This window comes from Microcoleus sp. Pol11C2 (assembly GCF_036701505.1).
Lineage (GTDB): Bacteria > Cyanobacteriota > Cyanobacteriia > Cyanobacteriales > Microcoleaceae > Microcoleus.
The window spans coordinates 124,169-144,781 of record NZ_JAUBQX010000009.1 but is presented as its reverse complement, the minus strand read 5'-3'; the positions used below and the strand labels follow the sequence as shown (position 1 = coordinate 144,781).

Genomic DNA, 20,613 nt, shown 5'->3' with positions numbered 1-20,613 from the left:
CAGTCAACAGTTAACAGTCAACATTTAACAGTCATTAGTCAAATTAAATATGAGTGACAAGTTTTCCAATGAATGGAACCGCCGAGAGTTTTTGCAAGGAATGGGAGCGGCGGCGGCGGGAATGGCTTTATCTGGTTGTGCAATTAGCGCGGATCGATCGGCAAAAGGACTCACAGAAGAAGCCTCAGCCGTAAAGCCGGTTGTCGATTCCCGAACCTTAGAAAAACCAAATTTAACCGTAGGATACGTGCCGGTTAACGATTGTGCACCATTTGCGATCGCCTGGAAAAAAGGCTTTTTCCGCAAATACGGTTTAAACGTCCAACTCAACCGCGAAGCAAGCTGGGCAACCTCCCGCGACGGCGTAATCTTCGGCCGCCTCGACGCCTCCCCAGTCGTATCCGGCGCCGTCACAAACGCCCGAATTGGCGCCGAAGGAGCGCGCCACGCACCGCTGTGCGCGGCAATGACAATTCACCGCCACGGCAACGCCATGACGATGAACAAAGCTATGTGGGATTCCGGTTTACGTCCGTGGCACGAATACAACGGCAATTTGGAAGAATTTGGCAAACAATTTCGAGCCTTTTTTGACAGTCAGCCGTCGGAAAACAGGGTTTGGGCCGTGGTTCTGAGTTCTGCTATTTACGAATACTTTGTCCGCTACATATCGGCGGCTGCCGGTGTCGATCCGTTCAAAGAATTTCGGGTAATTATTGTGCCGCCGCCGCAGATGGTAACGAACATCAGGATTGGCGCCATGCAGGCTTACATGGTGGCCGAACCTTGGAATACGCGGGCAATTCAAGGCAATTTGGGAGTGGGTTTTACCTTCGTGCAAGGCAAGGAAGTTTGGCTGGGACATCCCGATCGCCTTTTGGGAGTAATGGAATCATTCATTAAGGAAAATCCGAAGACTTATTACTCGCTGGTTAAGGCAATGGTGGAAGCCTGTCAGTATTGCAGCAAGCCGGAAAATCGCAGTGAAATATCGGCGCTGCTGACTGAGCGATCGTTTACGGGGGCGAGACCGAAAAAAGGCGCGATCGACAAATTTACGCGACCGGCAATAGTTGGCGACTACAACTATGGAGGGTTTGACGAAAAAGAGCGCACCATACAATCGGAAGATGCAACTATTTTCTATGACATTCCTAAGAATTTGCCTCAAATACCCGGAAATCATTCAACATTTATGTGGCAGTCTCAGAGTATTTGGTTGATGACTCAAGCCGCTCGCTGGGGACAGATTAAGGAGGTGCCAAAAAATGCTGAGGAATTAGCTAAAAAAGCTTGGAGAACCGACCTTTACCGCAAGATTGTTGCCGAAATGGGGATCGATTGTCCCCAGGAGGATTACCAAGTGGAACCTGCGGAAGTTTTCATTGATAAAAAGGCATTTGATCCTAGCGATCCCGTGGGTTATTTGAATAGTTTTGAAATTCGAGCAAACCGCCCTCAGTCTTTTTTTCAGTCTTAATGTTTCAAATCTTGCGCTTTTCCTACCGTCCCCCCAGGCACTTAAGTCCCTGGCTAATAGCTAAAGTCGGTTGAAACCGACTAAAAGATTTTAGAAATTACGCAACCGTAAGGAAATTTAATTAACACTTTACTACTTTTTAGGAGAATACCGTGACTCAATACTTTTCTACTTCTATGGAAGCCAGCAGCCAAGTCCAGAAGCACCCTGAATTTCTGGAAATTAACAACTTGTTCAAGTCGTATAAAACTGCTGACGGTAGCGAATTTAGCGTCTTGGAAAATATCAATTTAAGTATTGGAGAAAACGAATATATTTCGGTAATCGGTCACTCGGGTTGCGGCAAATCAACGCTGCTAAAAATAGTGGCAGGTTTGGAAAAACAGAGCGCGGGGATGGTGACACTGGAAGGAAAAGAAATTCGCAAACCTGGAGCCGATCGCATGATGGTATTTCAGCACTACGGATTGCTCCCTTGGCTGACGGTGCGAGAAAATATTCGGCTGGCAGTTGATGAAGTTTTGCAAAGTCTTAGCCGCCCGGAGAAGATTAGTCTTGTCAACGAACATCTAGCAATGGTAAACTTAACATCGGCAGCAGATAAATATCCAGACGAGATTTCAGGGGGCATGAAACAGCGAGTAGGAATTGCGCGAGCTTTGGCGATTCGACCAAAAATGTTATTAATGGACGAACCGTTTGGAGCGCTGGATGCTCTAACTCGCGGCAAGTTGCAGAAACAAGTGCTGGATATTTGGGAAAATCACAGACAAGCTGCAATGATGATTACTCACGATGTTGATGAAGCTATCTATATGTCCGATCGCATTGTGCTGATGACAAACGGCCCGGCGGCGACAATAGGGGAGATTTTGTCAGTGCCGTTCGCGCACCCGCGCAATCGCCAGGAGTTGCGGGAATCGAAGGAGTATTACGAACTCCGCAACTATGCTTTGAATTTTCTCGATCGCTACTTTACTCAAGACGAATAACACCCGACGGATCGACATAACAATTCACTTAAGAGAGGTTAAGCCTGTGAATCTCAAAACAATGTTAGCGCGTTTTGAAAGTGCATTGGGATACCAAAATTTAGCAGAAGAAATGGTATTGCTGCCGGAGCCAACATTACCAGTTTCTAAGAAATCAAAATCCCCAAAACAGGCAAAAACTATCAATTTTATTGTCGGTTACAACAGTTCTCCCCAAAGTCAAACAGCTCTGGATATTACCCTTTGGATGGCGCATCAAACTCGTTTCGTAACAACTAAAGAAGTCACGGTTCAAGTCGTCTACGTGATCGACGAATCGTCAAAAAGTTACCGCGAAGATACTTGCAAAGTTGCTGTCGCAAATGCCTTGGCTGCACAGCAGAAAGTGTCTGATTTAGAGGAAACATTCGCCCTTAGTTGTGCCGCGCCTGCGCTCGCTTTACCAACCGAAATCCCATTGGTATCCCAGCCAAAAACTTGGATAGATCCGCATTATTTCCAAGCAATTTATGGTCAAAATAATGAGTACGAGGTAGCAGATAAGTTGCTGTGGCAAGCGCGCTGTTTGGCTGAGGAGTGGCGCGGTTTATTCAAAGCTCATTTACGCATCGGGGGGGTTGCTACAGAACTGAGAAATGTGGTTGAATTAGAATCAGCAAATTTACTGTTCTTGGGCTGTGGTTCTGCCAACCATCGGCTGGTTAGGGAACTAGGCAATAATTTTCCCTGCTGCGTACTCGGGATTCCTTCGGCACTCAGCTATCACATGGATGTTCCGCCTGAAGAAAATTGGAGCCAGTTACAGTTGGCGACTACTATACCTGCACGTTAAACTTGTTCGCTCCTTGGGCAAGAATCTAATTATGTAAGGTGCGCCTAGCGCACCCTATGACTATAATTGGCGCGCCCAACCTTTTTTTGCGTAAGTTCTATAGCGAGCGCAAATGGTTTGTAAATTATAAATCATGTATAGGGTTGCAGCCCTCAGACCTTGTTCATAAAAGCGACGTTTAGAAGGAGTTAACTTCATTAACTGTTGCACCTGCTCAGCATATTGTTCAAGATAATTAACCCACTTTTCGGCATCTACACCAACACCAAATGTACTCCGTCTGCGATATTTTTTCTTGGGTTCTTTGCGACGAGATACATATTTTTGTACCTGCTTTTTCGTCAATTCACTGCCTTGAAATATTGCCCAAGTGTAGGCAAGCGTCATCAGGAGAATCATGTTAATAAGTCGGTTTCCTTTGAGGCTAGTGCCTTCAAGCTCGTAGCCTCCTTTTTTACATACAGTCTCGGAACATTTCTTCAATGCCCATCCGCTGCTTATAAGCATTGACCGCTGCTGCTAATGAACCTAAATTTGTGAGAATAAACCCAGCTTCTTTTACTTGATATTTTCCCTAGTTTCTTTTCCATTTACCAGCGACATCAAATCCCGTAGCCGGTCGAGTTTTTCTCCCTCTTTTACCTTGAACATACAAAGAGGTTCCTGGTACTATTCCCAATTCATCTAACCGTTGCCAAATTAAATGTTCCATTTCAATACATTGATTCTTTTTCAGTCTCAAACAAAAAGACACACCCTTTTGTTTAAGCCAGTTTCCCAAATCAACCGAACAAAATTCACGGTCTCCTAAAACGATCACTTTATATTCTGAAAATAATGGTAAAACTTGCTGTAGATTTGTTGTTTGTTCCTCCAGGTTACTGTTTCCTAATTTTGGCAACAGCGACCAGTATAATGGAATTGCTCTTTTTTCCCAGATTAGGCTAACCATAAAAAGATTAATGCGCCCCCATTGACTGCGGTCAATTGATCTTGATAAACTTTGACCAACACGACAATAAGTTGTCAACCAATAAGTAATTAATGGGAACCAAATTAATGAAATAGTTAAGTTGGGCAAATCCAAAAATCTTTGTAACTTACGTCGCCGACTTTCGCTTGTAATTAGAGAGGGAAATACGCGGGATAGCGGTTCTAATCTGATTTGTTTTTCGGATTGTATCACGGGTAACAATATTTCAATCACCTTAAACTGAGCTAACGTTAGTTTTTTTTCTAAATGGTAATTGCTCAACCTCCTTGACAAGAAGACGAGATAGACATTAGATAAAGGAATGGAAAAACTCCCCGACCTAAACCAACTATCGAACGAGGCAAAAGAAGCCTTGATAGTGGAGCTATGGGAAGAAATCCAAAAACTCAGCGCAGCATTAGCCACATACGAACCAAAATCCGACTCATCTCCCAAAAAAACTAGCAAGAATTCCAGCACTCCATCCTCTAAAGGATTCAAGCCCAACATTAAGCCCTCAAAAATTGAGGGGATAAAAAGACAAAGAAGCCTAGGAAGAGCAGGAGGGGGCAGACAACTACATCCTCATCCCGACCAAACAATCATCGCCCAAGTCAAAAATTGTCCCCAATGTCGAGAGCAAGTCACCGCCGCCACCCAAAAATTGCAATCCGTCTACGACAAAATCGAACTACCCCCAATTCGCCCCATCATCACCCGCATCGAACGTTATGGCGGTCAGTGTGCCTGCTGTCAGACCGAGTATGTTGCACCTGTACCATTGGGAATGGAACCAGGTTCACCGTTTGGCAGTTCAATTCAAAGCTTAGTTACATACCTCAGTTACACTCATGCCATCAGCTACGAACGGCTGTCGTCGATATTTGGGGAAGTCTTTGGACTCAAGATATCCGAAGGAGCAATCGCAAACCTGTTGGCAAAAGTAAAAACCAGTTTAGATGACCTTTGTAACTCAAATACTACAACGGTTGCGGCGGGCAAAATTAATTTGTTCAGATGAAACGAGTGCGAGAGTTAACGGACAAAATCAGTGGGAGTGGGTGTTTCAGAACCAGGACGTTTGTTTACACCTCATCCGCCCCAGTCGAGCCAGTGGAGTAATGTACGAGGTTCTAGGAGAACATCGTCCCGATATTTGGGTGTCAGATTTCTCCCGCGCTCAAAAAAATCATCCAGCACCACAATGGCAAGTATGTGAGTGCCCATCAACTGCGGGATTGTCAATATGCGATTGATGCTGGAGACAGGATTTTTGCCCCAGGGATGAAGAGGTTATTATTAAGGGCTTTTATCATCCATCGACGGCGAGAAAGGATAGACGATACTAGACTCAATCGATATCGAAAAAATTTACAGGAAAGATTAACGGGGATTTTGAATTTAGCCCCACATCATCGGGATGGTATCCGGTTACGAAAACGCTATGGTGGGCTAATTGACAATTTATTTCTATTTCTGGAAGATGCGACGATTCCACCAACGAATAATAGTAGTGAGCAGGCGATTCGGATGAGTGTAATATTTCGCCGTGTGACTAATGGCTTTCGTTCGGAATGGCGCAGAGATTTGTTTGCTGCCGTTCGTTCAGTTGTCAATACTGGGAAGCGTCAAGGTTTAACTGCTTATCAATCTATTCAACAAGCTCTTTCTATTGATGGCTCCATTTTTTCCCCTAGTTGAGCAATTACTCTAAATGAATGCGGTAGAATGTTGGTATCATTATTTTTTGGATAGGCAAGCGTATAACAATTTTGCTGCCTATCTTTTTTTAGCATACATTGGCTCAATCCTTACTAAATCTGGGTTTGAGCCTGCTTGTTACCCCCCCAGCTTATCGAGACAAATGCGTTTAACCCGTTTCCCATTCGTTTTTTTTTGATTGTGTTGATCTGCTCCAATATTCCTTTTATTTCATCATAACTCAGTCCTTCTTCTCGTCCAATCTGTTCCATGCTCGATTGTTTTACACGCTCATAAATATTTTGTTCGTATCGTTGAGTATGCCGCCTTTTAACGTCCAAAAAATCTATTCTTTCTGGGGGATACCGTTGACAAATAGGACAGTAAAACTGCCGTCGTGGGATTTTTAGATACACAGGACGACCAAAAACAGACAAATCTCTTACTAGAATTGGTCGATTTTGATGCAGTTGTTCGGTAGGATTTTTACTCCGGATGACCAACAATTCCTTCTGATAAAATGCTCAGTCCCAATAAAATTTTTCCCTCAACTTGAGTACAAGTTTCAACCCTGACTCCAGGCAAGGCTAATAGATAGTCTAGATGGAAGCTCATAACGGTAAATGTATTATTAGGTAGATTTTACACCCTAAACTCAGGAGAGCCGATTGACTTGGCGATTAGCTCGCCGATGAATTGGGCAATAATGGGGCGATTGAAATCGCTTCTGCACAAACAAACTCCGCCGACGCGGACTGAAGAAATTCAACCCGCCTCGGCGGGTTTCGTCTGTGTAGCGGTTTCAACCGCCGGGTGTATGGACTGCGATTAGACAGATGCAATCCGACGCTCGATCGCATTATAGAATCGATCGCCCATCTCACCCATCGCCACCTCAATTAACACTTGATTGTCAGCACTCACAACCCGCAAAGGTGATTCAGCACAGCAAACTAAACCTATTTTCTGCCACATTTGGGTCAAATGTTCTTGCAGGTAAGACTCCCAAATTTCTTGATTTTTCGGTGCGACTGAAACTACAATGCAGTTGCCCATTTCACCAAACAAAATTTCATCCCAGCGCCTGACATTTGCCGAATTGAAACTGAGATGGATTTCGGCACCCATTTTAGCAGAGATACAGCATTCCGCGAGGGCGATCGCAATTCCACCTTCCGCACAATCATGGGCAGAACCTACCCAACCTTGCCGAATTCCATCGCGACAAACCGATTGCACTTTTCTTTCCAACTCAAAATCTATCCTTGGCGGTTTCCCAGCTACAATTCCGTGAATTGCCGCTAAATATTCCGAACCTCCCAAAGTAGGAGAAGTTTCGATTTTTGAGCTTTCAGATGAAAGTTCTGAGTTTTGGGATGATTCACCAATTCCCAGCACATAAATTAAATCACCTTTCTTTAGCCAAGCTTGGCCGCAAATCTTCTTCAAATCGGGAATTAACCCCACCATTCCGATTACCGGAGTCGGATAAATTGGTTGAGGATTTCCCTCAGCATCAACAGTTTCATTGTAAAGAGAAACATTGCCGCCAGTCACAGGCGTTCCCAACTCGCGACAAGCATCAGCAATCCCGCGACAAGCTGACGCTAACTGCCAATATCCGATCGGCTTTTCGGGACTGCCAAAATTCAAATTATCAGTAACTGCGAGAGGTTCAGCACCCACACAACTTAAATTTCTCGCTGCTTCCGCTACGACTGCTTTTGCACCTTCATAAGGATCGAGATAAACATAACGAGAATTGCAATCAACCGTTGCAGCAACTCCGGGAATAATCCCCAGGGGCGCTTCCTCCTTGCTAAGGGGGGGAGAAACTTTTGGAGTTTCCCTACCTTGTGCCTTTTTAAATAGAGGAATTACCTCTTCTTCCTGTTTGATTTCGGAAGCTAGAGAAACAGCATTTTCTCTCTGTAGATCCCCCTTAGCAAGGGGGTGTACTTCTAGCCCGTTACCAAGTGAAGATTGGCAAGGTTCTAGCGGACGCAATCTGACAACTGCAGCATCAGCGCCTCCCGGTAAAACAACAGTATTGTTTTGTACTTGATGGTCGTATTGGCGATAAACCCAGCGTTTAGAAGCGATGGTGGGAGTATCTAAAAGCGTCAGCAAAATCTGATTCCAAGTTTGGACATTACCGTTAATTTCGATACCTGTAACTGTGGATTGTGGCAGCGAATCCGCCGTCCATTCCCAGGCTTTTATAGCATATTCTGGCGGTTCTGTCAACAGTTCTCGGTGATAAATTGGCGTGTTATCTGCCAAAGCAGTTGCGGTAATTTCGGCAGCGATTTCGCCTTTAAAGAGAATTCGGACGATCGGCTTTTCGATAACTGTCCCCGCTACTACCGCGTGCAATCCCCATCTGTGGAAAATATCGATTAATTCCTGTTCCCGTCCTTTTTGGGCAACAAACAACATCCGTTCTTGGGATTCCGAAAGCAGGTATTCGTAGGGAACCATACCGCTTTCTCGAACGGGAACTTTGTCTAAATCGAATTCAATGCCGACCCCGCCTTTGGCTGCCATTTCTGATGTGGAACAGGTGATTCCCGCTGCGCCCATGTCTTGGGCGGCGACGACTGCACCGGTTTTGAATGCTTCTAAACAAGCTTCAATTAAGGATTTTTCTAAAAATGGATCTCCTACTTGGACTGCGGGGCGATCGTCCATTGATTTGTCGGTCAATTCTGCACTGGCAAAACTTGCTCCTCCCATGCCATCTCGCCCGGTAGTTGAACCGACGTAAAGCACTGGATTTCCGATGCCGGATGCCCCGGATTTGACGATTTCTTGAGTTTCCATTAAACCCAAGGCCATGACGTTAACTAGCGGGTTGCCCGAATAAGCAGGATCGAAGTAAACTTCCCCGCCAACTGTGGGCACGCCGATGCAATTTCCATAGTGGGAAATTCCCGATACTACGCCTTTGAACAATCTCTGAGTTTTAGCGTCGTCTAAGTTGCCGAAACGCAGGGAATTTAAAAGTGCGATCGGACGAGCCCCCATTGTGAAGATATCGCGGAGAATCCCCCCGACACCGGTTGCTGCACCTTGGAAAGGTTCGACTGCTGACGGGTGGTTGTGGGATTCAATTTTGAAGGCGAGTTGCAAGCCGTATCCCAAGTCTACGACGCCGGCATTTTCTCCAGGCCCGACGAGAATTCGATCGCCCTCTGTGGGAAACTGTTTTAATAGTGGCCGCGAATTTTTGTAACAGCAGTGTTCGCTCCACATAACGCCGAACATTCCCAATTCAGCTTTATTAGGATGGCGACCCAGACGCTGAACGATTTCTTCATATTCTTCAGGTGTGAGTCTTTCACCGGCAATTTGTTCGGGGGAAAATGGGGATTCGGAGATGGGAGACATGGAAACTCGTTATAAACCACAGGCTTTATTCTAAATGCCCTGTGCTTGGTTAATCTACAATCTATAATCTAAAATCTAAAATCCCAAGCTTTTGGTTTGCTAATTTAAAATCTAAAATCTAAAATCTAAAATCGAATGACTTTACCTCGAAATCTCAATTTTGCTAACCAAAACTTGCGGAACCGTTCTTTTAAAGGGCTTGACTTGTCTGGCGCGAATTTCAGCGGTTGCGACATTCGAGGCTGCAATTTCACCGGGGCGATTTTGAGAGGGGCAAATTTTCAGGGTGTCAGAACCGGACAAAGCCGGAGGCGGGTGAGAAATTTGATTGCTAGGGCTGGGGTAACGGCGGTGACAGTGACCGCGGCTGGGGCTTTGACTGGACTGATCGCCGGGGCGGATGCGGGGGCTGTGGCTGTGGCTGGAACGGCTGCTACGGCGATTGCTGCGACTCGGTGCGAGGCTGGGATTGTGGCGGGGGCTGTGGCTGGGGCTGCTGCTGCGATCGGGGCTAGCGGTATTGTGACATTTTTGGGCGGAGATACTATCAGGGGAATTGTCTTATTTTTGGTTTCTGGGGTAATTCTTGGGTTAACTGCGATCGGCTTTTTTATTGCTGTTGAAGAAATAGAAAAATTGTCGGTAACGTCGTTTAGAAAAGCTGATTTAACTGATGCTGTATTCGATCCGGGGGCGGTTCTAGATGCAGATTTTTCCGATGCGCGAGGAGTACCCTGGTAGACAACCTGCTTTTAAAATCTAAAATCTAAAATCTAAAATCAGATGACTAAGTTTCCCTACGATCAGTTTGCAAAAGAATACCTGCAAGAGTTATTGTCGCCTCCTGGAGAAGTAGAAACGAGCAAAAATGTCACTGCTGAAGTTAGAGAAATTGATGTTGGGTTTCAACCAACTTCTTTTGAGGGCGAATATGTCCAAAGTTGGGGTTTGTTAGGTAAAATGGCTGCAACGGTGGCGATAATTGAACCGTTTCGCAATCCTGTGACTGCTGAGGGAATTTTTAGCTGTGTCGTTAAGTTATTAAATAGTAGGGCAGAACTGGAGCGGCGCGCTAATCGACAAGATCAACGTTTTGAGGAAAGACAATTACCGATGTTGTGGATTCTCACTCCTACTGCTTCGGAAGCTTTATTAAATAGTTTTGGTTTTCGGACTCCTGAAGAGTCTGAGGGCTGGGGGAGAGGAGTTTATTTTTTATCTGAGGTTTGGAGAGTTGGCTTAATCGCTATTCACCAGCTAGCGAGGACTCCAGAGATTATGTGGTTGCGGATGTTGGGTAGGGGCCGGGTGCAGCAAGGGGCGATCACAGAATTAACAGCATTTCCCGTCAACGCTCCGCTCCGAGCTAATGCGCTACAATTACTTTACACCTTGCAAGCAAATTTGCAAGCGAATACACCAACTAATCCCACAATGGATGATGAAGATCAGGAGTTAGTTATGGCGAGCGTACCCCTTTTTCAACAACATTTACAAGAAGCACGACTACAAGGTCTTGAACAAAGTCTTGAACGAGGTATTGAACGAGGAATAGAAGAAGGAAGAGAGAAGGACAGCGATTGATTTTAGAGAGTTTCTTGCAGGTCAGATTTGGGGAGTTAGACCCGCTAACTGTCACCTTTTTGCGCCCGGTATCGGCTCTACCTACTGCCTAGTTTGCTATGTTGTTAGTCCCATTATCTATGCTGCAGATCGCACAAATCGATCGCCAACAAGTCCACAATTTGCTAGCGGAAAGTGTTTTGAACAACCGCTTCAGCGAATCAGGACAAGAAGGACCCCCGGTTAATCTCATCCCCAATTTGCTCGGCTTATCCCCAGAAAATTTATCATTACTGCTGTCAGAATTGCCTCAATTATCGCTGGAAAATGTGATAGCTAGATTACCCAATACACTTGAAAACTAACAATGTGGCGAGAACCCCGACTTCTTAAACAAGTCCGGGTTCTGCGTGTATAATCAGAGACTGTGGTAATTTGTCATTTGCCGATGAAGTTGCGATCGTTCTTTTCTTTCCTCATTGCTGGCGTCTTGGCACTCTTAGGCTTGAGTGCCGGTGGTTTTTACTGGCTGACAACTCAAACTCCCCTGAATTTGCTCGCTGGCGGGCCGACAACTACTCCGGCTGCGGCTGTGTTTGTCTCGAAACAAGCACCTTTGTTAGCTTCAATGCTGGTAAATCCCGATCGCCTCGAAGCATTGCGACAAGTTTTTGCCACTCCCGAAGAAAGAAGTCGATCGCACGCAGAATTTGAGCAAATCAAAAATAGTTTCCTCGCCAGTACAGACCTCGATTACAGTAAAGATATCCAACCTTGGATAAGTGACGAAATTACTCTCGCCGTCACAACGCCCGATTTGGATGGCGACAGCAGCAACGGCAAAGAAACAGGGTTTTTGCTAGCCGTTTCTTCCCGAAATATCGATCGCAGCCAACAATTTCTCGACTCCTACTGGGGCCAACAATCTCGTGCCGATAAAACAGTTCATTCCGAACTATATAAAGGCGTGAAAATTAATTATAAACAAGCACCAATAGCCAAGAAAAAATCTGCTTCGCTTTCACCTTTCAACCCGTTTTTTCTGCCGAACTCAACTTTGCCACCCAGCTTCGCAACAGCAGCAATCGGTGGTAATTTAAATTCGGGAAATAACCAAAATTTTGTTTTATTTGCCAATAGCCCGAATGTGATTCGAGATGCAATTAATAACGTTGAAGCAGCAACTCTAAATCTCAATAATACCCCGGAATATCAAAAAGCTTTGCAGCAGCTAACTCAAGGCAGAATTGCTTTAGCATTTGTCAATCTCCCGCAGTCAGCAGCCGAGCAAAATCCCCAAGTTTCTCTTAATTCTCTCGCAGTTGCTGTCGGAGTCAACCGACGGGGATTGCTGGCTCAAACTGCTTTAGTGACATCGCGAGAAAACACAGCTTCTCCAACACTCTCGGAACCTGTGCAAGCCTTGCAGTACATTCCCTCAGCCAGTCCTTTCGCGGTCGCTAGCACCGATTTAAGGAATTTTTGGGCTGATTTGTCATCGGCGGTGTCCACTAATGCAGAAGTCTCAAAATTAGTCGATCGCACTCTCGCAGATATTCAGCAAGTTTGGGGCGTCAACTTGCCCCAGGATATATTTGACTGGGTACAAGGAGAATACGCTTTAGCAGTGCTTCCAAATTCGTCAAATAGTGCTGACTGGATTTTTGCAGCCGAAAAATCTGCTGATTCCGAAAAGGCGATCAACCAACTCGATGAAATTGCCCGCAGCAAAGAATACAGCATCGGCAGCTTCACTCTCAGAAACCAGAAAATTACCGCTTGGACGCAGTTGACAACGAACCCAAATTATGGAATAGAAAATAATAGAAAAAGTGCGATCGAAACTGAGGCAAAAGGAGTCCGAGCCACCGTCGGCAAATACGAAATTTTCACCACCTCAGTAGAAGCAATGGACGCAGCACTAGAAGCAGCCGCAACAGGTTCTTTAGTTGCCAATCAAGATTTTCAAACCAGCATTGAACCGCTACCGCCATCTAACGACGGCTATTTTTATTTAGACTGGCCCTCCAGCAGGGCAATTTGGGAAAAACAAATCCCGCTGTTGAGGTTAATTGAACTTTCGGCAAGACCATTGTTCGATCACTTGCGATCGCTCACTGTCACCAGTACGGGAGAAATAACAGGAATTCGCAAAGCTACAATATTTATGCGGCTGAATTAGTCAGAAGGAAGTTCGGCAACGGATTCGCTCGACGGATGTAACGGATGTAAAGGATAGAAGGAAGAAGGAAGTTCGGAAACGGATTCGCTCGACGGATGTAACGGATGTAAAGGATAGAAGGAAGAAGGAAGAAGGAAGAAACTATGCCCAATGCCCAATTCCCAATTCCCAATTCCCAATTTCCAATAACTAAGGACTAATCACTACTGGCTGCTTCACCTTTTTCGATTGCCTAAAATAAGCTTGAAATACCTCTTTGGCGATCGGGGCTGCGGCAACAGAACCATAACCGCCATTTTCCACAACCACGGCGATCGCAATTTCCGGCTTTTCAGCGGGCCCGAACGCCACATACAGTGAGTGATCGTTCTGTCCGATGACCTCCGAAGTCCCTGTTTTGCCCGCCGTCAGCGGAATCGTACCGTCATTCATCCCCTGTCCCGTACCCTCGGCAACCACCGCGATCAGTCCTTCCTTAACCACCTGAATTGTTGAAGGTTTCATCCCCGTATGTACGCGTTGAGTCTCCGGCGTGCCGGTCATAGAAGTCAAAAGATGAGGCTTCACGCGATAGCCGCCGTTAGCGATCGAACTCACCATCACCGCCGCCTCCAAAGGAGTCACCAACACCAACCCCTGACCGATCGACATCGTTACCGTATCACCCGCATACCAAGGTTCTTTATAAAGTTTCTCCTTCTCCTCCGGCGTCGGGATTTGACCGTGATCGCCGCCGCCTAGCCCCAAAAGATTCAAATCCGTATCCTTGCCAATTCCCAAGCGGTGTCCCCACTTAGAAATTTGCTCCGGCCCGGTACTAATCCCCACTTGATAAAAAAATGTATTGCTGCTGAAAGCCAAAGCATCCCGAAAGCCGATGTCGCCGTAACCGCCACTGTGTTCGTTAAAATCAATTCCCCCCACAGTAATGTAAGACGAAGTACCGAGAATTGAGTCCGGCGAAAATTTGCCCGACTCCAGGCCCGCGACGGAAGTCACAATTTTAAAGGTGCTGCCGGGGGGATAGCCTTGCATGGCCCGATTCAAAAATGGATTTTCCGGATCTTGAAGAGTTTCCCACTCATCCTTAGTGATTTTTCGCGTAAACAGATTGGGATCAAAAGTCGGGTGGCTGGCCATAACTAATACCGCCCCGGTTTTGACATCCATCGCCACTACTGCTCCCCGGCGGTACCCCAAGGCTTTTTCGGCTGCTTTTTGCATTTCCAAGTCTATTGTTAGCTGAACCGCCTCACCGGGTTTGGGCGGTGTCTCTCCCATCAGCCGCAATTCTTGATTTTGGGCATTTACCTCGATCAGCCGATCGCCCCAAACTCCGGCAATCTTCTTGTTAGAGCTCGCTTCTATGCCCATTTGACCGACAATCATCCCCATCGGATATTCGGGATGATCTTCCAAGTCTGCTGCGGTAGCTTCGCCAATATATCCGATCACGTGAGCCGCCAAACTGCCTTCGGGATAGTAGCGATTCGCTTCTGGCCGCACTTCCACTCCCCGCATTTGTCCCACCTGTTCTGCTAGTGGCACAAACACCTCTGGCGGCATTGCTTGCTTGAGCCGCACCGGTCTGTAGGATAGAGGATCGACCTCTTTTAATTTTTTTAAAATTTCTGGTGCTGGGATTTTAACCAGCGGACTCAACTTTTCTGCAGTCGCTTTCCACTCTTCCGGCGTTTGTTCTTTAGGCCACAAATATACCGATCGAGCTAAATTGTTTGCCGCTAGCAACTTGCCTTTGCGATCGATAATATGTCCGCGATTCGCCGGCATTGGCACTAGGCGAACGCGATTGTTTTCGGCTCGTTCCCGGTGTTGCTTCCCTTGTATCAGTTGCAATTCCACCAGCCGACTAGCGTGCAGGCCCAGCAAACCTGTTGCCACCAGCATTAACACGATCGCCCGGTGTATCGGACGATCCTGTTTTTTAGGAGTTTCCCCCAGGGTTTTGTCAGAAGAGTGAAATCCTGAGATCGAATAAACTTGTCGTTGCATCATTCTATAGGTAGATGTCAAATCCTAGATTTTAGATTGCTGATTGTCAATTGTGAAGTATACATCATCAAACCGGGGCCGATCGGGCCTTGACCATTGGGGGAAGCGGTATGATTGATAATTAACTTTTTACTAATAACTAAGAACTCCTCACTCATGACTGCTGACTGTTGACTAATCCCCCAAGCACCAAGAAATAGCCAGAAAAATCAAGGCCAGGCTCACCCAATTAGGGATGTGGAGCCAGCCAGATAGACCTATAGGTAACAATACCAAGGCCTGTGTCAATAGGGAACCGATCGCCAACAGCAAGGCTAGGAGTATCAAATTTATCATCTTGACACCGTACCATTTCGGATATGAGTCGAGCGCCTGTGGCAGAAATCCGAGTGGCACAAGCGAGCGCGATCGTACAGGGATTGTCCTGATAGACATAAGGAAGAGAAGCCAGGAGGTTTTGAACTAATTTAAAAATTATTCTTCCTCCAGAGTTTGTATTCGAGGGACTGCGATGGGTAAATTCTGAGTTGTGATTTTAAGTTGTGACCGAGGAGTATTGCCATGTTGTTTAATCAGCGAGCCAATTTCAAAAACGGTGCGCTCTTGGCGGCGATCGCCGCGATCGCCGCCCTACCAGTTTTAGCAGAAACAGCCAATTTCGGCACTTTAACTTTATCGCGAGGTTTTGCAGCCCCAACAGCAGTTTTGAGAGGTTCCACAGGCGGATCGTACTCTCTATCTGTCCTAGCCAACGCCGATCGCCACAAAAACAAATGTTTGGGTTTTGCCACCCCAACTCCAGACCACATCATAGTCTTGCAACAAAAATTTTCAAAACTCACACTCCAAGTCAACAGCGGAGGCAAGGACACAACCTTACTCGTACAAGGCCCCGGTAATGCGGTGCGCTGCGGAGACGATATAGGTCAGAATAAAGATGCTGGCATACTTGATTCTGACTGGCAAGCAGGCTCTTACAGGATTTGGGTAGGTACTGTCGAACCCGGAGTCAAGTCTAACTATACAATCTCAGTGCAGGAATAGAACGCAGCGACGCTGTGGCCTAACCACAATAAAATGTCGTCAAATTCTACCCCACTCTCCCCCCTCCCGATCAACCGCTCACTTCCCCCATCGAGTAAAATGTAAAATCGAAAGTGGCGTGTTTAACCAAAATAGGTAACTCCGAAAGTGCTAAAGACTCTTAGAGCTGACTTCAGTATAATTTTCGATCGCGACCCTGCCGCTCGCAACTGGCTGGAAGTTTTGTTTTGCTACCCCGGTCTTCAGGCCCTAGTGCTGCACCGCCTCGCACACTGGCTTTATGTGTTGGGGCTTCCCTTCATCCCCCGCTTGATTTCCCACATTGCTCGCTTTTTGACCGGAATTGAAATCCACCCAGGGGCAACCATCGGCAAAAGCGTATTCATCGACCACGGTATGGGGGTTGTAATCGGCGAAACAGCGATTATCGGCGATTTTGCCCTAATTTACCAAGGTGTCACCCTTGGCGGTACTGGCAAACAAAGCGGCAAGCGTCACCCTACCGTCGGCGAAAACGTAGTTGTCGGTGCCGGCGCCAAGGTACTCGGCAATCTGCAAATTGGCAATAACGTCCGCATCGGCGCCGGTTCCGTCGTGCTCCGCGACGTACCATCTGACTGTACAGTGGTAGGGATTCCCGGCCGCATCGTCTATCGATCGGGAGTGCGCGTCAATCCGCTAGAACACGGCAGTTTGCCGGATTCGGAAGCTGCGGTAATTCGCTCTTTGCTCGATCGTATCGAATCCCTCGAACAGCAAGTAAAAAGTTTGCTTCCTCAAGCATCTGTCTCCTTAACTTCTGTTCCCCATTCGCACAATTTCCACTCAGTATCAGAAGCTTTAAACCAAGCCAGCAATGTAGCCTTAGCCGAAAAAACACAGCTAGTTACAACCCCTAGCTGCAAGTTAAAAGATAAAGCCATTCAAGAATTTTTCGACGGCAGCGGCATCTAAAAATAGTTTTGAGTGTTGAGTTTTTCATGGGGAATTTTTCAACTTAAAACTTTCCTACTGACAACAGTCAACTGACTTCAAGGATTAACCGATCGCACAGACCAATTTCCCTCCCCGTCGCGCCGATAAAGCGACCGATTTTGCGGTTCCCCCCGCAACTCCAAAAAATCCACCGTTTCCGGTTCCAACAACAGCAAGCAAAAATTAGGCAGCGGGTCGATCGCATTTGGGGAAGCAGAATCAAAAGCACTAGCCTCGGCTTTGTCATCCCCCGGATGCGGCCAAGCAAACTGTGCTCTAGCCGCCTCAGAAAGCTCTTGCCAAGTTGTGCACCGCGATAAACACAACTCTGCCTCTGAATAATCTGCCCCTACCAAAACTAGCTTTCCAGCAATCCGAAATTGTTCGCGAGTTTTCGGGAAATACCAACAAATTTCCCCCCAAGGATAGAGGTTAATTTCCTCTGCCTTTTGACTGCGAATATCTGTAATAAACTTTAACTGATTAGTATCTGCTAAAAAGCCTCGAAACACCACAGTGCGGTTAGCCGGACGCCCGGTACCCCGAACAGTCGCTAATTGCAAGTAGCGAGCAAAAGCAAGACTGCGGTTGCGGTGGAGCGCGCGAGCTAAGGGCGATCGCCAAAGTGCTAAAGACATAATTAATAACCTATCATATGGGTAATTGGTAATGGGTAATTAGTGCATTTTCCCCTTCTGCCTCCTGCTTCTCTCCCCTAAACTCACAATTTACAACTTTTAAAATCTTGCTATTGGTAATTTTATGTCAAATTCACTCTCAAAACTCAAAACTATTGAAACTCCCCACAGCGGCTACCACTGGGACGGCAGTTCCCGGCGCTTTTTTGAAGGCTGGTACTACCGAATAACATTACCAATTCACGGACAATCCTTTGCATTCATGTATTCCATCGAAGACCCCAGAGGCGGTCTACCTTACAGTGGCGGTGCCGCTCAAATTCTCGGCCCGAAAGATAGCTATTTGTGTCGCACCTTCCCCGATGTAAATAAGTTTTGGGCGCACCGAGAAAGCTTAGGTTTCGGACATTGGGGCAAAACAGATTTACAAATTAAACCCGAATATTTAGAGCCGCAAGTATTCGACAGCCACGTCGAAGAAGGCTATCAAGCTACTGCTACTTTGAATCAAGGTTATCTGCACGATCCGGGAAGCGGCAGCCACTGTTTTTGGCAGTACGAAATTAAACCTATTTATGGCTGGGGAAACTCAGAAGAAATCCAGAGATCTACAGCCGGAATGCTATCTTTTCTGCCCGTATTTGAGCCTGGATGGCAAATTTTAATGGCGCACGGTTTAGCCACGGGCTGGATCGATTGGAATGACCAACGCTACGAATTTAAAGATGCTCCCGCTTACAGCGAAAAAAACTGGGGCGGTGCTTTCCCGCAAAAGTGGTTTTGGATTAATTGCAATTGTTTTCAAGGCGAAAAGGATTTAGCTTTAACTGCAGGTGGTGGGAAGCGGGGCGTGCTGTGGTGGATGGAATCGGTAGCAATGATTTGTCTGCATTACCGAGGCAAATTTTACGAATTTGTGCCTTGGAATTCCCAAGTTAGTTGGACTATTCAACCTTGGGGAAGCTGGAAAATGCAGGCTAGAAACAGCCAATTTGAAGTTGAGTTGATTGGCACTACAAACAGTCCTGGTACTTATGTGCGAACTCCCACAGAAAAAGGCATGGCTTTTTGCTGCCGGGATACGACGCACGGCGAATTGCGCTTGCAACTGCGAGAGTTGTTGGGGGGAAATGTGGAAAAAAATGGCAAGCAGCGTTCTAGAATTATCTTAGAGGCTCAAAGCTCTTTATCGGGTTTGGAAGTTGGGGGCGGGCCTTGGGACGAAGTTTGGCGATCGAATTAAACCATTAGTCATTAGTGATTAGTCAGTTAATAGTAGTGAGAACAGCCATGCTCCATTTACTCGGTTGGCAATTAGCCAAATTCTACCCCAGCCAGCGGTTAGAAAAAACTTTCAAGGTGATTTTGGGACTAATTTTATGTTTTAGTACAATTTTGATGCCGGCGGCAATTGCTAGTGCGGCAGGTGATTTGTCTCGGCAACCTGTCACCGAAATTACTATTAATTTAGGTAACGAAGCTGGGAAACTCAAATTCTTTCCCAATTTGCTAGAATTTGAATCGGGCAAGCGCTATAAATTACTGCTAAAAAATCCCAGTTCGTAGAAACATTATTTTACTGCTAAAAACTTTGCTGATGAGAGTTGGACTCAAAAAGTTGAAGCTGGGAAAGTGGAAATTAAAGGAGCGATTCACGAATTGGAACTTAAACCGGGCGCTATGGCAGAATGGGTGTTTGTGCCGATGAAATCGGGAACGTATAACCTGCGATGTACGGTAGCCGGACATACGGAAGCGGGGATGATTGGCAAAATTACGATCGCCTCTTAAGTCCGAGTTAATACATTAACAAATTGACTAATTTTTGTGTAATCGGAAAACCAGTCTGACGCTCAAAATGTCTGAACATCGGACTAGGATTTGCCTCTAAAAATACATACTCACCGGTTGGCTTGAGACGCCAATCAATAGCAGTCCAATCGAGCATAAATGCCTTTAAGATTGCTAAACATTGTTGGTAAACTGATTCGGGCAAATCTACCGGAATTAACTCGGACTCTAAATCTTCCCGAAAGTCCAAAGCTTGACTGCGAATTTCCGCAGAATAAACTGATTCACTAATCACATAACTGCGAATGTTTGTCCCAGGAATATACTCTTGTATTGTGATTGGAGAAATACTCAAAGCCAAGTCCAGCCGATTAGGTTCTAAATGTGCCTCTGTCACCAACTTGGTATGAGCGCCACCATAAACGGGCTTAAAAATTACTTTTTTGTGAGATTGGAAAAATTCCCTAACTTGCTCTGGATTGTTACTGATTAAAGTTGCAGGAATTGTCACTCCTATTTGCTTTGCCCGACTTAGTTGTAGGGGTTTTTCTTTATGAAATTGGTATGCCTGCCAGGAATTAATCCAGCGAGCCGGACAAGCTTGTATGAGCGATCGCACTGTACTCATGGAATCGTTCAATGCAACTTGCTGTTGATTTGCATCTTTTAAAGGTGCAACGCCAACACCGGAAAAATTGCGCCAAAATACACTGTGAATATCTTGAAAATTCAACTGGCGACCTCCGGGTAGCGTCAAGCACCCTACCAGGGTATCAGGTTGCCAAGACAGACGTAACTGTCTTGGAAACTGATAGGTATCTAAATAATCTACTTCTGCACCGGCTTGGGTGAGAGCATCTTTTATATGAGCAGCATGAGCATCGGAATCATTACCCAGAATTAAAATGTTCATGGGAAATTTGAAAATAAAAAATAGGCTAAAATCAAGTACAAATATGAAAAGTCGCATCACTTGTTTTGAGAGTGTTGCAACTTTTTTTATAGTGTAAAAAAACACTCGAATGAGGCTGAATCTTTG

The 20,613-nt window shown here is 46.0% G+C and carries 22 protein-coding genes; 15 read left to right on the top strand and 7 right to left on the bottom strand.

Translation table 11 applies throughout. The annotated features are described in order from the left end of the window. Positions 1–49 precede the first annotated feature (49 nt). From QUA42_RS08550 to QUA42_RS08540, 3 genes are all read left to right on the top strand, one after another. Positions 50–1,480 carry an ABC transporter substrate-binding protein gene (locus QUA42_RS08550; RefSeq protein WP_333136839.1) on the top strand — a complete coding sequence of 477 codons (1,431 nt, stop codon included), beginning with the start codon at positions 50–52 and terminating at the stop codon, positions 1,478–1,480. Positions 1,481–1,632: 152 nt separating this feature from the next. Continuing rightward, positions 1,633–2,472 (top strand): nitrate ABC transporter ATP-binding protein, encoded by an 840-nt coding sequence (locus QUA42_RS08545; protein WP_333136836.1) that lies wholly within the window; start codon positions 1,633–1,635, stop codon positions 2,470–2,472. A gap of 46 nt (positions 2,473–2,518) precedes the next feature. Continuing rightward, complete coding sequence (locus QUA42_RS08540) at positions 2,519–3,304, top strand: universal stress protein (protein WP_333136835.1); 786 nt, start codon at positions 2,519–2,521, stop codon at positions 3,302–3,304. Between the two features lie 60 nt (positions 3,305–3,364). Here QUA42_RS08540 and QUA42_RS08535 read toward each other — a convergent pair whose 3' ends face one another. Both QUA42_RS08535 and QUA42_RS08530 read right to left on the bottom strand, forming a co-directional pair. After that, complete coding sequence (locus QUA42_RS08535) at positions 3,365–3,811, bottom strand: hypothetical protein (RefSeq protein WP_333136833.1); 447 nt, start codon at positions 3,809–3,811, stop codon at positions 3,365–3,367. A 67-nt stretch (positions 3,812–3,878) separates the two neighbouring features. Then, entirely contained in the window at positions 3,879–4,490 is a 612-nt protein-coding gene (locus tag QUA42_RS08530) for a transposase (protein WP_333136831.1), read from the bottom strand. Positions 4,491–4,599: 109 nt separating this feature from the next. Here QUA42_RS08530 and QUA42_RS08525 point away from each other — a divergent pair, with 109 nt between their 5' ends. Genes QUA42_RS08525 through QUA42_RS08520 form a run of 3 tightly spaced genes read left to right on the top strand, consistent with a single transcriptional unit; the run spans position 4,600 to position 5,978 of the window. Next, positions 4,600–5,298, top strand: coding sequence for a transposase (locus QUA42_RS08525; protein WP_333136829.1), 699 nt, complete (start codon positions 4,600–4,602; stop codon positions 5,296–5,298). Further along, entirely contained in the window at positions 5,237–5,533 is a 297-nt protein-coding gene (locus tag QUA42_RS27680) for an IS66 family transposase (protein WP_445301297.1), read from the top strand. Before QUA42_RS08525 ends, QUA42_RS27680 begins: the two co-directional genes overlap by 62 nt. After that, positions 5,493–5,978, top strand: a complete 486-nt coding sequence (locus QUA42_RS08520) for an IS66 family transposase (RefSeq protein WP_333136827.1) — start codon at positions 5,493–5,495, stop codon at positions 5,976–5,978. The genes QUA42_RS27680 and QUA42_RS08520 overlap by 41 nt, the downstream gene beginning before the upstream one ends. A 113-nt stretch (positions 5,979–6,091) precedes the next feature. Here QUA42_RS08520 and QUA42_RS27675 read toward each other — a convergent pair whose 3' ends face one another. Continuing rightward, positions 6,092–6,415, bottom strand: a complete 324-nt coding sequence (locus QUA42_RS27675) for a helix-turn-helix domain-containing protein (protein ID WP_445301296.1) — start codon at positions 6,413–6,415, stop codon at positions 6,092–6,094. Positions 6,416–6,806: 391 nt separating this feature from the next. Continuing rightward, on the bottom strand, positions 6,807–9,368 hold the full coding sequence (gene purL / locus QUA42_RS08515; RefSeq protein ID WP_333136825.1) for a phosphoribosylformylglycinamidine synthase subunit PurL: 2,562 nt from the start codon (positions 9,366–9,368) through the stop codon (positions 6,807–6,809). 135 nt (positions 9,369–9,503) lie between these two features. On the opposite strand from purL, the gene QUA42_RS08510 reads away from it, so the two are divergent. From QUA42_RS08510 to QUA42_RS08495, 4 genes are all read left to right on the top strand, one after another. Further along, positions 9,504–10,109: a pentapeptide repeat-containing protein gene (locus tag QUA42_RS08510; protein WP_333136823.1), complete on the top strand. Its 606-nt coding sequence runs from the start codon at positions 9,504–9,506 to the stop codon at positions 10,107–10,109. 42 nt (positions 10,110–10,151) lie between these two features. After that, positions 10,152–10,952, top strand: a complete 801-nt coding sequence (locus QUA42_RS08505) for a flagellar assembly protein H (protein ID WP_333136821.1) — start codon at positions 10,152–10,154, stop codon at positions 10,950–10,952. A gap of 119 nt (positions 10,953–11,071) precedes the next feature. Then, positions 11,072–11,296, top strand: coding sequence for a hypothetical protein (locus QUA42_RS08500; protein WP_333136819.1), 225 nt, complete (start codon positions 11,072–11,074; stop codon positions 11,294–11,296). A 62-nt stretch (positions 11,297–11,358) separates the two neighbouring features. Beyond that, on the top strand, positions 11,359–13,113 hold the full coding sequence (locus QUA42_RS08495) for a DUF3352 domain-containing protein (RefSeq protein ID WP_333136817.1): 1,755 nt from the start codon (positions 11,359–11,361) through the stop codon (positions 13,111–13,113). A 189-nt stretch (positions 13,114–13,302) separates the two neighbouring features. Here the strand turns inward: QUA42_RS08495 and mrdA are convergent, their stop codons facing one another. Beyond that, on the bottom strand, positions 13,303–15,129 hold the full coding sequence (gene mrdA, locus QUA42_RS08490) for a penicillin-binding protein 2 (RefSeq protein ID WP_333136815.1): 1,827 nt from the start codon (positions 15,127–15,129) through the stop codon (positions 13,303–13,305). A gap of 558 nt (positions 15,130–15,687) precedes the next feature. Between mrdA and QUA42_RS08485 the strand changes: the two genes are divergently transcribed. After that, the gene (locus QUA42_RS08485) at positions 15,688–16,170 is read left to right on the top strand and encodes a hypothetical protein (RefSeq protein WP_333136813.1); all 483 of its coding nucleotides are present in this window, start codon (positions 15,688–15,690) and stop codon (positions 16,168–16,170) included. Positions 16,171–16,317: 147 nt separating this feature from the next. Continuing rightward, positions 16,318–17,124 carry a serine O-acetyltransferase gene (cysE, locus tag QUA42_RS08480; protein WP_333136811.1) on the top strand — a complete coding sequence of 269 codons (807 nt, stop codon included), beginning with the start codon at positions 16,318–16,320 and terminating at the stop codon, positions 17,122–17,124. A 77-nt stretch (positions 17,125–17,201) separates the two neighbouring features. Here the strand turns inward: cysE and QUA42_RS08475 are convergent, their stop codons facing one another. Next, positions 17,202–17,783, bottom strand: a complete 582-nt coding sequence (locus QUA42_RS08475) for an Npun_F5749 family FMN-dependent PPOX-type flavoprotein (RefSeq protein WP_333136809.1) — start codon at positions 17,781–17,783, stop codon at positions 17,202–17,204. 124 nt (positions 17,784–17,907) lie between these two features. Between QUA42_RS08475 and QUA42_RS08470 the strand changes: the two genes are divergently transcribed. The 3 genes from QUA42_RS08470 (at position 17,908) to QUA42_RS08460 (ending at position 19,574) form a co-directional block, all read left to right on the top strand. Beyond that, complete coding sequence (locus QUA42_RS08470; protein WP_333136807.1) at positions 17,908–19,026, top strand: tocopherol cyclase family protein; 1,119 nt, start codon at positions 17,908–17,910, stop codon at positions 19,024–19,026. 47 nt (positions 19,027–19,073) lie between these two features. Next, positions 19,074–19,349: a hypothetical protein gene (locus QUA42_RS08465; protein WP_333136805.1), complete on the top strand. Its 276-nt coding sequence runs from the start codon at positions 19,074–19,076 to the stop codon at positions 19,347–19,349. Between the two features lie 66 nt (positions 19,350–19,415). Then, positions 19,416–19,574 carry a sulfocyanin-like copper-binding protein gene (locus QUA42_RS08460; protein ID WP_333136803.1) on the top strand — a complete coding sequence of 53 codons (159 nt, stop codon included), beginning with the start codon at positions 19,416–19,418 and terminating at the stop codon, positions 19,572–19,574. Positions 19,575–19,581: 7 nt separating this feature from the next. On the opposite strand, the gene QUA42_RS08455 is transcribed toward QUA42_RS08460, so the two are convergent. Continuing rightward, complete coding sequence (locus QUA42_RS08455) at positions 19,582–20,487, bottom strand: MvdC/MvdD family ATP grasp protein (protein WP_333136801.1); 906 nt, start codon at positions 20,485–20,487, stop codon at positions 19,582–19,584. Positions 20,488–20,613: the final 126 nt, after the last annotated feature.

Excerpts from the sequence above, each read along its gene's own strand:
- QUA42_RS08550 (WP_333136839.1), top strand. The coding sequence starts at position 50 with ATGAGTGACAAGTTTTCCAATGAATGGAACCGCCGAGAGTTTTTGCAA.
- QUA42_RS08535 (WP_333136833.1), bottom strand. The coding sequence starts at position 3,811 with ATGCTTATAAGCAGCGGATGGGCATTGAAGAAATGTTCCGAGACTGTA.
- QUA42_RS08525 (WP_333136829.1), top strand. The coding sequence starts at position 4,600 with ATGGAAAAACTCCCCGACCTAAACCAACTATCGAACGAGGCAAAAGAA.
- QUA42_RS27680 (WP_445301297.1), top strand. The coding sequence starts at position 5,237 with ATGACCTTTGTAACTCAAATACTACAACGGTTGCGGCGGGCAAAATTA.
- purL (WP_333136825.1), bottom strand. The coding sequence starts at position 9,368 with ATGTCTCCCATCTCCGAATCCCCATTTTCCCCCGAACAAATTGCCGGT.
- QUA42_RS08510 (WP_333136823.1), top strand. The coding sequence starts at position 9,504 with ATGACTTTACCTCGAAATCTCAATTTTGCTAACCAAAACTTGCGGAAC.
- QUA42_RS08505 (WP_333136821.1), top strand. The coding sequence starts at position 10,152 with ATGACTAAGTTTCCCTACGATCAGTTTGCAAAAGAATACCTGCAAGAG.
- QUA42_RS08500 (WP_333136819.1), top strand. The coding sequence starts at position 11,072 with ATGCTGCAGATCGCACAAATCGATCGCCAACAAGTCCACAATTTGCTA.
- mrdA (WP_333136815.1), bottom strand. The coding sequence starts at position 15,129 with ATGATGCAACGACAAGTTTATTCGATCTCAGGATTTCACTCTTCTGAC.
- QUA42_RS08485 (WP_333136813.1), top strand. The coding sequence starts at position 15,688 with ATGTTGTTTAATCAGCGAGCCAATTTCAAAAACGGTGCGCTCTTGGCG.
- QUA42_RS08475 (WP_333136809.1), bottom strand. The coding sequence starts at position 17,783 with ATGTCTTTAGCACTTTGGCGATCGCCCTTAGCTCGCGCGCTCCACCGC.
- QUA42_RS08470 (WP_333136807.1), top strand. The coding sequence starts at position 17,908 with ATGTCAAATTCACTCTCAAAACTCAAAACTATTGAAACTCCCCACAGC.
- QUA42_RS08465 (WP_333136805.1), top strand. The coding sequence starts at position 19,074 with ATGCTCCATTTACTCGGTTGGCAATTAGCCAAATTCTACCCCAGCCAG.
- QUA42_RS08455 (WP_333136801.1), bottom strand. The coding sequence starts at position 20,487 with ATGAACATTTTAATTCTGGGTAATGATTCCGATGCTCATGCTGCTCAT.